Origin of the sequence: Sphingobacterium sp. 2149 (assembly GCF_031455655.1) — a bacterium.
Lineage (GTDB): Bacteria > Bacteroidota > Bacteroidia > Sphingobacteriales > Sphingobacteriaceae > Sphingobacterium.
Genome location: NZ_JAVDTD010000012.1, coordinates 1 through 12,884, shown reverse-complemented (window position 1 = coordinate 12,884; position 12,884 = coordinate 1). Strand labels below are relative to the sequence as shown.

Below are 12,884 nucleotides of genomic sequence, written 5' to 3'. Positions count from 1 at the left end.
ATTATTCTGTTTTAGCTTTTAAATTATCAATCAATTCGTCGACCTTATCTTCTGTCAGATTCTCATAGAATGTATATTCAGGGCCGATCTGTAAGACTGGTCCAAAACCACAGGCAGCCAAACATTCTACACCACGCCAAGAGAAAAGCCCATCACTTGTGACCTGCCCCTCCTTTACACCGAGCTTTTGCTCTAAATGCCCCATAATACGTTCTGCACCGACCAAACAACAAGGCCCGGTACGACAAATCTCCAGTACGTATTTTCCTTTGGGTTGCAACAGGAACATGGTATAGAAGGTTGCCACCTCATACACCTCAATCGGTAATATATTTAGGTAAACAGCAACCTTATCCATCGCATCTGCGCTGACCCAGCCGTATTCCGCCTGAACCAAATGTAAAATGGGCAATAAGCCCGATTTCTGCTTTCCTTCGGGGTAACGGCTTACCACTTCTCCAAACTTGGCTAACAATTCTGGAGAAAACGTTACATTTTCATTATGTTGTTTTACACTAAGCATCTAATTCTCCAGCTATAACGTTAAGACTACTCATATTTATAATGGCATCTGAAATCAGCATTCCTGCACTCATTGGTGCGAACATCTGATAATTGACAAAAGAAGGTCTCCTGAAATGCAGACGATAAGGTGACCGTCCACCGTCATGAATCAAATAAAATCCAAGTTCACCATTTGCACCTTCGACCGCATGATAGACTTCGGCTTTTGGCGTGTCTACCTCACCCATGATGATTTTAAAATGGTAAATTAGAGCCTCCATATTGGTATACACTTGCTCTTTTGGAGGCAAATAGAAATCAGGCACTTCGGCGTGGAATACCCCTTTAGGCTCTTTCTCTATTTTGTCCAATGCCTGCTCTATAATCCGAAGAGATTGCCACATTTCGGCATTCCGTACCATAAATCGATCATAGACATCGCCTGTAGTGCCAACAGGCACATCGAAATCAAATTCGTCATAGGAGCAATAAGGATTCTGTACGCGGATATCATAATCCACGCCGGTAGCCCGCAAAATAGGACCTGACCAACTGTAATCCAAAGCTTCTTCTGCCGTTACAGCAGCAACTCCTGAAGTCCGTTCAATAAAAATACGGTTACGAACAAACAGTTCTTCAAACTCTTGCAATACCGGAGGATAGCGTTTCAAAAATTCACGTATTTTTTCAAAAGCTATAGCATTGAAATCACGTTCAAATCCTCCAATACGACCGATATTCGTTGTCAAACGGGCGCCACATATCTCTTCAAAGATTTCATAGATAAATTCACGCTCCTGCATAACATATAGAAATCCCGAAAACGCTCCTGTATCCACACCTAAGATTCCGTTACAAATAATATGATCTGCAATGCGCGCAAGCTCCATAACAATGACACGCATATACTGCACACGCTTAGGAATCTCTATCTTAAGAAGCTTCTCAACAGTCATATGCCAGCCCATGTTATTGATTGGTGCGGAGCAATAATTCAGACGGTCTGTCAATGGAGTGATTTGGTAAAACGGCCGATGTTCTGCAATTTTTTCAAACGCCCGGTGAATATAACCAATTGTAGACACACCACTCACTATACGCTCACCATCGATCTGAACAACATTTTGAAATACACCATGCGTGGCGGGATGGGTTGGCCCAATATTTAAGGTAATCAACTCATCTTGTGGGTCGTTATCTTCAAAAACGGGTTGATTGGGTGTTATCTTGCTAATAAATTCGCTCATATTGTATACTTTAACGGCCGAAATACAAATCTTTTTTATCTACGCGATTTGGATCTTCCAAAGGATATTCCTTACGCATAGGAAATACCTCCATATCATCAACATTCAAAATTCTTCTCAGATCGGGGTGTCCTATAAAATTGACACCAAAAAAGTCATAAGTTTCACGCTCCATCCAATTCGCACCTTTCCAAACCACAGTCGCAGTTGGAATCTCAGGATTCGGACCTTGCAAAAACACTTTCATCCGTATCCGTATATTATGAACTAGACTATGGATATGATAAACGACAGCAAATTCCTTCTCCAAATGCGGATAATGTACTGCTGTAATATCGGTCAGATGGATAAACTGCAGCTCACTACTCGACTTCAGGAAACGAAGCACTTCGATCAGGTCTTCTTTTTCAACAATGACGGTCAATAGATCGTGAGCATCCGGAATTTCTTGAATCTTTGCGGGAAAATTCTCTTCGAGCTTATCCAATAAAAAACTGTTTTCCATCGTTTATTTATTTATATGAATTCCGTACTTTTCAAGCAATGCCTTATATTCTGGCGTATTTCTCCGGTTCAAGGATTCATTTTTCACGATGTCCTGCAAACGCAATACTCCATCCAAAATTGCTTCGGGGCGGGGAGGGCAACCAGGCACGTACACATCAACCGGTATAATTTCGTCTATTCCTTGTAAGACAGAATACGTATCGAAAATACCACCACTAGACGCACAGGCCCCAACAGCAATTACCCAGCGCGGCTCGGCCATCTGTACATACACTTGTCTTAACACAGGCGCCATCTTTTTAGCGATCGTACCCATCACCAAAAGCATATCTGCCTGCCGCGGTGAAAAGCTAGGTCTTTCGGCGCCAAACCTTGCCAAATCATAGGTTGAACCCATTGTCGCCATAAACTCGATACCACAACAGGATGTGGCGAACGGCAAAGGCCATAATGAGTTGGCTCGCGCCAAGCCGATGGCTTTATCTAAACTCGTCGCAAAAAAACCTGCGCCTTCTACTCCCGGAGGAGCTTGTGCTAATTTTATATCACTCATGAAAAGTCGATTTATAGGTTTAGTATCGTTGGCCAAAAACCAACCATAATAAGGACATCTAGTCCCAGTTTAATGCTTTTTTCTTAATCACATAGATAAAGCCTAATAAAAGCAGTCCCATGAAAATAAACATCTCTATCAAGCCCTGCAATCCCATATCACGAAAGTTTACAGCCCACGGGTACATAAAAATGACCTCCACATCAAATATCACAAATAGGATGGCCACCAAGAAATATTTGATTGAGAACGGCTGCCTCGCATTTCCGATAACTTCAATCCCTGACTCAAAAGCTCCAAGCTTGTTTTCTGTGCGGACCTTTGGTCCGATAAGATGTGTAATAATTATCGTACTTACTCCAAATCCCACAGCTACTAAAAGCTGTATAAATATCGGCAAGTAGTCTATCGGCATACTATTGGCTTGCTCCATCTCAACTAAAATTTATATTGGTAACTATCTTTAAATATAGAGATTCCATGGTAAAAAACAAAACAAAAAAGGCGTAGATATTACTATCTACGCCTAATTTAGAATGATTTTACTTAAGCTTATTTTAAACCTTCTAAGTAACCTTTAACAGCTTCATTCGCTGGATCTATAGCTAATACTTTTTGGAAACTTTCCTTCGCTTTAGGAAGATCTTGCTTCACGTAATAGTAAAGACCGATATACGTATTTGCGTCTATTAAATAATTCTTATTTTTCTCTTGTGCACCACGTTGATTGATTGTTTCAATCAATTTTTGGAATGAAGCTACGAAATCACCTTTAGGCTGCTCCAAGTTATCTGCAGTTAAAGCAGCAAAAGCTTTGTAATAAAGTGCATTGATCAAATATTTATCTTGCGCTTCTTTATTGTCAGTTGTTTCAATTACTGATAAGAACGTCTGTGCTTTTTGTAAATCAGCAATGGCTTTATCTCTAAGCTCCTGATTAACCACAACTTGCTCCTCGTTTTTACTAGCTGCATCTTCTTTAGCACCGATTTGATAGTAAGCTTCACCAGCATAATAATTTGCATCAAACAAATACGTTTTATTATCTGTGTAAGACGCCACTAATTCAAAAAGAGAGGCCGCCGTCTGCAGTTCTTGCTCTTGATATTTAGCAAAAGCCAGCTCGGCAGTTTCGCCCAAAAGCTCTTTGTCTAAATCAATTGCTTTTTTAATATCAGCAATACCTTTTTGAATATTTGCTGTGTTTTCTGCCGTTAACACTGGTGCGGCTGTGGCTGTGCTGTCTGCACCACCTTCTACATGTTTTGGACTATTAGCAGCGATTTCAGACATACCCAAATACATATAATCCAATGGAATTACGCGATCTTTCTCCATTTTGCTGAACATCTGATTCAAATACTCCAATGCTTTTGGATAATCTTTCGCTTTTTGGAAAGCGATATAACCTAAGTAACGGTAGATTTTTGGATCTACAGAAGGATTTTGCGCTAATTCCTCCGAAACTACTTTCAAATCGTCATACTGACGTGCATATACCAAGAAATCGGCATAGCGGATTTTTGCTTCCAACGAGTTATCGCCAGCAACTTCAAGATATTTCTTATATTGCTCAACACCCTTTTTATTTAACTCAACATATTTCTCATCAGAAGTACCTGGCAACCTCGACCATTGGTTGTAAGTCTCAGCTAACTCACGATAGGTAGGAGCATAAGTTGGCGTCTCCGCCGCGATAGCCTCTAATTGCGTGATGGCTTCATCAAAAGCTTGTGCACCCCGTACAATTACCGCTTGTCCAACTTTAGCTTGAACCGAATTCGGATCGATATCCGTCGCTTCACCATAGCTGGTATAAGCCAAAGATCCTTCTTTCAAGCCGCGATACGCATCACCTAATGCGATAGGAATAGCAACATCCTTTTTGTTTTTTTCCTTCGCCTGTGTGAGATACTCTAACGCTTTTGCATAATCAGGTTCAGGTGCATTAATATATGCACGACCGATCTCCAACAATGGCTCATAATCCTTTTTACCTAATTTTGCCGTTGCCAAAGCGAATTTAGATTCCGCACTTGCCTTATCCTTTTTCATTAAGTCAACATAACCCAAACCTACATTATTGATTGTAGCCTTTGGATCAGCGGCCAAACCTTGGTTGAAAATCGTAGCGGCAGAATCCGCTCTGTCGTTTACCAAATAAATTTGACCCAAATAGAAATAATTATCTCCATTCTTAGGTTGCTTAGTCACTAACTGTTGAAGGATAGTTTTAGCTTTACCATAATTTTCAGCCTCGATGGCTGCTCTAGCATCTTTCAAACTTTGTGCACTTACTGTGCCCACAGATCCGGCCAATAAAAGACTAAATAATAATTTGCTGTTTGTCATAATCTATTTTTGTACTATTTATTATCTATTTAATATAACTTTCATCTCTAATAATGATCTCACGCCCAGGCATTGTGGCAGGAACCAATCCCGCTTTCAAAACGATTCGCTGTCCGCGATCGCCTGTCAAAAAAGCACTAAAACCCAAACCTAAGCCCATATTTGGCTGATAATTCATAATGTAGACAGGCCTCACAAAAGGGTATACGCCATCAGCTATAGTCGATTGAGATGGTCTATAGAAATTGACCTTTTCGCCCCCTTGATCCCTACTTCCGATGCTCAATGTACGAATTTTATCCAATAAATTCGAATTTTTTTCTACAGCTTTCAAATACCAATTGTAGCCAATTACCCCCACTGCGTTCGTATTATCACTCACGTATTTCATCACTTCCTCACTATCCTTCATGGCAGAAACAGCTTTCGGATCAATTTTGTTTAATTTGAAATAATCTTTGAAATACCGTAGTGTACTCGAATTGGCATTATCAAAGATCAACCGTTGTCCTGCTAAATTACCTTCCAACAAAGACTTAACGTCTTTTTGTGACATAATAGTATCCTTACTAGTCCGATTATTGATCAGTACAACTGCATCGGAAGCTATTTGGAAGACTTTCGGCTGAATACCGCGCTTCTGAAAGTAGCTACCTTCCTCGTTTGTCAACTTTCTCGTCAATACAACGACGTAAGCCGAATCAGAAAGCAAAGCATTTACTGCTTTGATCTCGGGCCTAGCTATCAAATCCAAAGTTGAATTTGGATAAGAACTTTCAAAAACATCCGCAGATTCTTGGATGATAGGCAACAAAGTCTGATCAACAATAACCGGAAGTTTACCCGTTAGAATATCCTCTCCTTCCTTTGTACTCTTCGTTTTATTTTTGCACGAAACAAATACTCCCATACAGACGCCTAGCATCATAAGAACCATTTTATATTTTCTCATACGATACATCATAAAATAAGACAGTTTAAATAAAGAATAGTTTAACTTTTGAAGAGAGAGTTGGTTAAAACTAAAAGAAAGAGGCGCTTAATTAAAATTATTTTGCCAAAGCCGAACAAACCGCATAAATGAATACAGAATCAATACGACGCCAAAAATTGTTTTGTAAGTTGGATTAATTTCAATCGGAAAATTGTCCCAGAATATAATCAAAAGGCCCAAAACAAAATAAAAGCCAAACATAAAAAGTCCTAAAATAGACAGAAACCGCTTCAGAGGCGATTTCTGTCTATAATTTGAACTACTATTTGAATTAAAATTTGTCATTCTAATTTTGAAGGTTCAATCGAATTGGTAAAGTATACGCTACACGAACTGGACGACCATTTTGAATTCCTGGTTTCCATTTCTTCGCTTTCTTAAGCAACCTTACAGCTGCATCACCAGTACCATATTTCAAATCACGTTTGATATTGATGTCTGTCAAGCTACCATCTTTTTCTACGACGAACGATACCTCAACTACACCATTTACACCATTTTCTGTTGCAGCTGCCGGATACTCATAGTTTGAACCCACCCACGACATAAATGCTTGCATACCACCTACAGGCATTGGTTGGACCTCAATGGCATTAAATGGAAGAATTTCATCTCCATTACCATTCGGATCTCCTTTTTTTGCTCCAGTGATCGCACCATCTTGTTTCTTTGAACCGAATTCACCACGGGCAACCGAAGTACCTGTCGGACTACCTTTCAAGGTAATACGCGCTGGAGTTTTATTTGGATCCTTCAATTCTTCCTGAGAAGCAACTTCTTCTACAACTTTGTTTGCAGGAGCTACTTTAGGTTCAGGGAAACGAACCAAATCTTCTTTCGGTACATCCATGGCCACTTGTTGAGGTTTCTCTTCCGGTTCTTGTGGAAGCGGTTCCTCTTCTGGCGGTTCTGGTGGCTTGATTTCTTCAAGGTCTTCCAACGTAACTTCAGTGACTGCCGGAGGTGCCTCTACAGGCTTCTTCGGGAACAGCTTACTTCCGAAAACGCTAAGGAAACTGGCTATGGCCACAATGCCGATAACGACAAGAAGCCCCCTGTTAGTCGCTTTGGGCGCAAGTTTACGAAGCTCGTAAGCTCCATACTCCCTGTTTCTGCCCTGAAAAACGACGTCAAGCCATTCTTTCTTAAAAATATCTAATTTTGACCCTATCATTTTATTTTAGTTTTATGTGTCAATCTAATAACTAATCATTATAGATATTGTCACGTTTTAACACTTCGACTTCTTCTGGTGTAATCTTTCCGATCATATAGCGTTTAACGTCTACAATTTTCATCTCGTCAAGAATATCAACCAGATTACGCTGTGTACATTTTTCACTAGGACGTATGATTACAATCATGTCTTTACCGCCTGAAACGCGAGGTACATAAGCCTTTTTCTCCATCAAGACCTTACGGATCCCATCTGCACCGTAACCAGCAACAGTAGGCCCTTCGATCGGATTAGCTACTTGACCATATACCCAAGAGACTTTATTGTCAGAACCCAATAAAATTGTAAGGGAACGATTATCTGCCGTAAGCAGTTCATCTTTTTGTTCTTCTTTAATTTTATTTTTGTCTGGCATAGCCACATCCATTGCCTGCGGTTTATTTAAGGACGTGGTCAACATGAAGAAGGTGATCAACAAGAAGGCCAGATCCACCATGGCTGTAAGGTCTACCTTACCCCCATTTTTTTTGGATCTTACTTTCCCGCCTTTTCCTTTTTTACCACTATCCTGATTTAATTCTGCCATCGTTTGTTCTTATTAAATCGTCAATTATTTGTCCTCAGCACGCATGCCCGTTATGAAACTAAATTTGTTTTGCTTTTGATTACGCAATGTTTCAATAACTAAATTAACCGAAGGATATTTTTCATTCGCATCTGCTTTGATAGCCATCTTTAAAGGTCCAGGATGCACGAAATTTTTATCCGATGCTTCTTTCTCCTTATTCACTTCTTCAGCTGCGAGGCGAGTATTTTGAACCCAATAATACAACTCATTTGAAGTGTTTTCAGTACTATCAATAGGAATACCAGTTTGCACGCCTTTTTCTGTACGCTTACTTCCGTCCAAGGCCAATAACCCTTTCAATTTAGACATTGGTACACCAAAGTTTTCCATCAATTTGAAACGATCGTAATCTTCTTGCGAAAAGCCAACGCCATACTTTGCTGACATTCTTTCTAGTGCTTTTACCCGAACTTGTTGATCAGTCGTACCGAAGAAAACTTTACCTTGATCGCCTATTGTGATCATACCTACATTTGAATCAGGTAACTTATCTTTCGTAGTCGATGCTGGGGTATCCACCGTCAATGCTTCCGGTTGGCGCGCTGTCGCCGTTAAGACGAAGAACGTAAGCAGCAAGAACGATACGTCACACATCGCTGTCATGTCGATCGACGTACTGGCTCTTTTTACTTTTGCTTTACCCATTTTAAATTCTTCTTTTTAAATTAAAAACTCAATCTTCTATCCTATGATGATTTTAATATTTGATTTCCATAAACTAAATTTAAAAAAATCAAATATTTTCATCATAGTTCTTATTTGTGGTTTGCAGCGTATGTTTGTACGATTGAGAAACCAGCTTCGTCGATAGAGTAAGTTAATTTATCGATTTTTGCAGTAAAGATGTTATACAATACGATAGCGAATGTTGATGTCGCGATACCAGTTGCCGTATTGATCAAGGCCTCAGAGATACCGTTCGCCAATTTAGCTGAATCTGGAGCACCACCTGTTGCCAATGCCGAGAAGGCTTTGATCATACCTGTTACCGTACCCAATAGACCACATAATGTACCGATAGAAACTAATGTAGCGATAACGTTTAAGTTTTTCTCTAACATAGGCATTTCCAATGCAGTTGTTTCTTCGATTTCTTTTTGGATTGCAATAGCCGCTTTTTCAGTGTTCACTTCAGGATCTACGGATACTGATTTGTACTTCAATAAACCAGCTTTCACAACGTTTGCTACTGAACCTTTTTGTTTGTCACATTCAGCAATAGCTGAATCGATGTTTCCACCATTAATCAACGTTTGGATTTTACGAACAAAGTTTCCAACGTTTCCAGTACCAGAAGCTTTGTTGATAACGATAAAACGTTCTACCGAGAAAACCCATACCATTAAGAATAAACCAAGCAAAACAGGTACGATTGCCCCAGCATGGTAAACCATTCCTAAATAGTTACCTGGGTTAGGAGCATTTTCCGGATTGTTATCAACGAAGTTAGTTGGATTACCCATCACAAATTTCCATACACAGAAACCCACGATGAAACAGATGATGATTGCAGCTTGAGCAAAGAAAGATCCTCCGTTGTTGCTCTCTTGTTTTGCAGCAGTTTTAGGTGCGTTTGCCATTTTTCTAATTTTTAGTTTTTTACTGTTGTTTAAATATATAATGTTGTTTAAATTATATGCACTCTTGTTCGCTTTTGAAATCAATTTGCAAAGCAAATTTAATATTTAATGTCAAATTTAAAATATTCCTCTTAAATATGTAAAAAAAATCAAATTTGTTTTTTTAAACTGAAACACCGTTAATGTGTGTTATTTTTCTCAGCAGCTCCCGTTATATAATCATTGTTTCTCGTTGCTAAATCGCTTATTCGCAATAATTATTTTACAATGAAAGCCATTTTTTTTTTGATATGCAAGAAAATCAAAGATTTTAAATTACAAAAAGTAAGTGATTACTCATATTACCAAACAAACATACAGCCTATACACAAACCATACTTGCCTAATAAACAATTCATTAGATTTAATCTCAATATTCTCGCAATACTTGTTTAACCACCCACTAATTTTACGCGATATCCCTCTTTAAGTAACAATTCGTAGATCTTTTGTTTAAACTCCCCCTGGATGATGATCTCGCCATCCTTTACTGTTCCGCCCACTCCGCACTTCTGTTTCAACAATTTACCTAAAATTTCCAGGTCTTCGGTTTTTCCTACAAACCCTGTGATCAACGTAACAACTTTTCCTTTCCGCATTTTGCGATCAAGCTGTACTTTCAAATTTTGCTGATTCATCGGTAAAGTATCCTGTTCCTGAAAAAAATCAGACAATTGATAATTGAAGCTATCATCTGTGGAATAGACAACCCCTTCATAAGACTGTTTTTTATTTTTACTCATTATCTTAGCAAATTATTTTTAAGGCTTTTGGCATAATGGAAATATCCAGTTTATCTCCTAATTCGATTGGTTCCCCATCGACGTGTACCGACGAAATCTTATCCACCTCAATCTGTATATTCTTCCCGGGAATAATCTCTACATAACTGGATTGATCTGCCGATTTGTTAAACAGATGAAAAATCATCTTTGGCAATATATAAAGTGGAAATTTGTGCACAATACAGACATCTAAAATACCATCATTGACTGAAGCCTGAGGCGCGATATAAGCGTTATTTCCATATTGGGGAGAATTCGCTACACTGATCATAAAAGCCTGTCTTTCGTAAACTTTTCCATCGATGGTCAATTTGTAATGTGCAGGTTGATATTTACTGAGCACATTAAACACTGATTTCATGTAACCCAACGGTCCACGAATATTTTCATTAGCAAAATTTTCGCTCACGGATGCATCGAATCCTAAACCAGCAATATTAAAAAATCTTCTTTCATTGATAACACCACAGTCCACCTCGATTGATTCAAAACGATTAATCCGGCGGATAGCTGCAGCTTCATTCATAGGTACACCCAAGTAAAGCGCCAAACCGTTGCCCGAACCCTCAGGAATAATCCCCAATGGAATTCCAGACCCAACCAAAGCTGATCCCAATTCATTGATTGTTCCATCGCCTCCCACGGCTATAACCGCATCATATCCTTCTTCAATGGCTTTCAACCCAATTTCATAGGCATGATTCGGTCTAGCTGTCTGTTGAAAAGTAGGATCAAATTTTTGTAGATCAAGCACATCTAACACCTGCTTTTTGAAAGATGTTTTGTGCTTTCCTCCTGAAATCGGATTAATAACAAACAATATTTGTTTACGTTCTGACATATCCCAAAGATAGCGGAAATTACGAATTTCTTAAAATAATGTAATCTTTGTGCATCTTAAAGTATGTGACTATACTTTTTAAATTAAAATATAAATTTGATTTTAAATAATCCTTAAAGTATTGTAGCTTTGTCGCATAAAAAATAGAATGTGGACTGATTTGCGTGCTGTTGCGTCACAAAAGCAACGACAAGGAGATTGCAACCACAGTAAAAAAGTGCTAAAACCCTTCGCTATCACGGCGCTTATCACTTTGCTGTTAATTCATTCTAGCGCAAATCCAATATTTAAAATCAGGTAAAGCATGGCTTATTTATTTACGTCGGAATCTGTTTCTGAAGGGCATCCAGACAAAATTGCGGATCAAATTTCAGATGCATTAATAGACAATTTTTTAGCATGGGACGAGGATTCTCGTGTCGCTATTGAAACGTTGGTAACAACAGGACAAGTGGTCCTCGCCGGGGAAGTTAAATCAAACATATACCTCGATGTTCAGAAGATAGCACGTTCGGTAATTCAAAAGATTGGCTATACCAAATCTGAATATATGTTTGAAGCAAATTCTTGTGGCGTATTATCCGCGATTCACGAGCAATCTGCGGACATTAACCAAGGTGTAGACCGTAAAACACGGCAAGAGCAAGGTGCAGGTGACCAGGGGATTATGTTTGGTTATGCGAATAACGAAACCGAAAATTTTATGCCTTTGGCATTGGACCTATCTCATCGCTTACTGTATGAATTGGCGGAGTTGCGTCGCGAAAATAACGAAATCAAGTATTTACGACCGGATGCGAAATCTCAAGTTACACTGGAATATAGCGACGATCACAAACCGAAAAGAATTGACGCCATTGTCATCTCGACACAACATGACGACTTTGATACAGAGCAAGCGATGTTGGACAAAATTACACACGACATCAAAACGATCTTAATTCCTCGTGTCAAAGCACAATTAAAGCCAGAACTTCAAGTGTTATTTAACGATGAAATTAAGTTTCATATCAATCCTACTGGAAAATTCGTTATCGGCGGGCCCCATGGAGACACAGGTCTTACGGGCCGAAAAATAATTGTGGACACCTACGGGGGGAGAGGTGCACATGGTGGCGGTGCTTTCTCAGGAAAAGATCCATCTAAAGTGGACCGGTCTGCAGCATATGCGACACGCCATATTGCCAAAAACTTAGTGGCCGCAGGAGTCGCGGATGAAATTCTCGTACAAATTTCTTATGCGATCGGTGTAAAAGATCCGATGGGAATCTATGTAAATACGTATGGAACGAGCAAAGTAAATTTAACCGATGGTCAAATTGCTGAAAAAATTGCCCATTTATTTGACATGACTCCATACGGGATTGAAACGCGTTTGGGACTGAGAAATCCAATTTACTCAGAAACAGCAGCTTATGGACACATGGGAAGAACACCCAAAAAAGTAATAAAAGAATTTGAAAGCTCGACAGGCGAGAAAAAGCAGGTTGAAGTTGAACTATTTACTTGGGAAAAACTGGATTATATCGAGAAGGTGAAAGCAGAATTTGGTCTATAAGACCACCAAGTTCATTAAAAATACAAGAGGCTGTCTCAAAATGACAGTCTCTTTTTTTTGCATTATCTAAGGCTCATAATTTGTTTTAATTGTTTGATTTTCATATATTTATAGTGTAA

The 12,884-nt window shown here is 39.1% G+C and carries 14 protein-coding genes; 1 reads left to right on the top strand and 13 read right to left on the bottom strand.

Annotated features, from left to right (window positions below):
- Nucleotide 1: 1 nt before the first annotated feature.
- The 13 genes from nuoE to J2X77_RS17370 all read right to left on the bottom strand — a co-directional run bounded on the left by nuoE (nucleotide 2) and on the right by J2X77_RS17370 (nucleotide 11,207).
- A complete protein-coding gene (gene nuoE, locus J2X77_RS17430; RefSeq protein ID WP_075990305.1) occupies nucleotides 2-523 on the bottom strand; it encodes an NAD(P)H-dependent oxidoreductase subunit E in 522 nt (173 codons plus the stop codon).
- Nucleotides 516-1,751 (bottom strand): NADH-quinone oxidoreductase subunit D, encoded by a 1,236-nt coding sequence (locus J2X77_RS17425; RefSeq protein ID WP_209578299.1) that lies wholly within the window; start codon nucleotides 1,749-1,751, stop codon nucleotides 516-518. The genes nuoE and J2X77_RS17425 overlap by 8 nt, the downstream gene beginning before the upstream one ends.
- 10 nt (nucleotides 1,752-1,761) lie before the next feature.
- Entirely contained in the window at nucleotides 1,762-2,256 is a 495-nt protein-coding gene (locus tag J2X77_RS17420) for an NADH-quinone oxidoreductase subunit C (RefSeq protein WP_209578298.1), read from the bottom strand.
- Nucleotides 2,257-2,259: 3 nt separating this feature from the next.
- Nucleotides 2,260-2,811 carry an NADH-quinone oxidoreductase subunit B gene (locus J2X77_RS17415; protein ID WP_209578297.1) on the bottom strand — a complete coding sequence of 184 codons (552 nt, stop codon included), beginning with the start codon at nucleotides 2,809-2,811 and terminating at the stop codon, nucleotides 2,260-2,262.
- 58 nt (nucleotides 2,812-2,869) lie between these two features.
- Nucleotides 2,870-3,244: an NADH-quinone oxidoreductase subunit A gene (locus tag J2X77_RS17410; RefSeq protein WP_209578296.1), complete on the bottom strand. Its 375-nt coding sequence runs from the start codon at nucleotides 3,242-3,244 to the stop codon at nucleotides 2,870-2,872.
- 119 nt (nucleotides 3,245-3,363) lie between these two features.
- Nucleotides 3,364-5,163, bottom strand: coding sequence for a tetratricopeptide repeat protein (locus tag J2X77_RS17405; protein WP_209578295.1), 1,800 nt, complete (start codon nucleotides 5,161-5,163; stop codon nucleotides 3,364-3,366).
- Between the two features lie 25 nt (nucleotides 5,164-5,188).
- Nucleotides 5,189-6,115: a PstS family phosphate ABC transporter substrate-binding protein gene (locus J2X77_RS17400; protein ID WP_209578294.1), complete on the bottom strand. Its 927-nt coding sequence runs from the start codon at nucleotides 6,113-6,115 to the stop codon at nucleotides 5,189-5,191.
- 328 nt (nucleotides 6,116-6,443) lie between these two features.
- On the bottom strand, nucleotides 6,444-7,331 hold the full coding sequence (locus J2X77_RS17395) for an energy transducer TonB (RefSeq protein WP_209578293.1): 888 nt from the start codon (nucleotides 7,329-7,331) through the stop codon (nucleotides 6,444-6,446).
- 31 nt (nucleotides 7,332-7,362) lie between these two features.
- Complete coding sequence (locus tag J2X77_RS17390; protein ID WP_209578292.1) at nucleotides 7,363-7,920, bottom strand: biopolymer transporter ExbD; 558 nt, start codon at nucleotides 7,918-7,920, stop codon at nucleotides 7,363-7,365.
- A gap of 24 nt (nucleotides 7,921-7,944) precedes the next feature.
- A complete protein-coding gene (locus J2X77_RS17385) occupies nucleotides 7,945-8,607 on the bottom strand; it encodes a biopolymer transporter ExbD (RefSeq protein WP_209578291.1) in 663 nt (220 codons plus the stop codon).
- Nucleotides 8,608-8,717: 110 nt separating this feature from the next.
- The gene (locus J2X77_RS17380) at nucleotides 8,718-9,542 is read right to left on the bottom strand and encodes a MotA/TolQ/ExbB proton channel family protein (protein WP_209578290.1); all 825 of its coding nucleotides are present in this window, start codon (nucleotides 9,540-9,542) and stop codon (nucleotides 8,718-8,720) included.
- A 431-nt stretch (nucleotides 9,543-9,973) separates the two neighbouring features.
- A complete protein-coding gene (locus J2X77_RS17375) occupies nucleotides 9,974-10,324 on the bottom strand; it encodes a translation initiation factor (RefSeq protein ID WP_209578289.1) in 351 nt (116 codons plus the stop codon).
- Between the two features lie 4 nt (nucleotides 10,325-10,328).
- Nucleotides 10,329-11,207, bottom strand: a complete 879-nt coding sequence (locus J2X77_RS17370) for a diacylglycerol kinase family protein (RefSeq protein WP_209578288.1) — start codon at nucleotides 11,205-11,207, stop codon at nucleotides 10,329-10,331.
- Between the two features lie 304 nt (nucleotides 11,208-11,511).
- Here J2X77_RS17370 and metK point away from each other — a divergent pair, with 304 nt between their 5' ends.
- On the top strand, nucleotides 11,512-12,765 hold the full coding sequence (gene metK / locus J2X77_RS17365) for a methionine adenosyltransferase (protein WP_209578287.1): 1,254 nt from the start codon (nucleotides 11,512-11,514) through the stop codon (nucleotides 12,763-12,765).
- The last annotated feature ends 119 nt before the right edge of the window (nucleotides 12,766-12,884 follow it).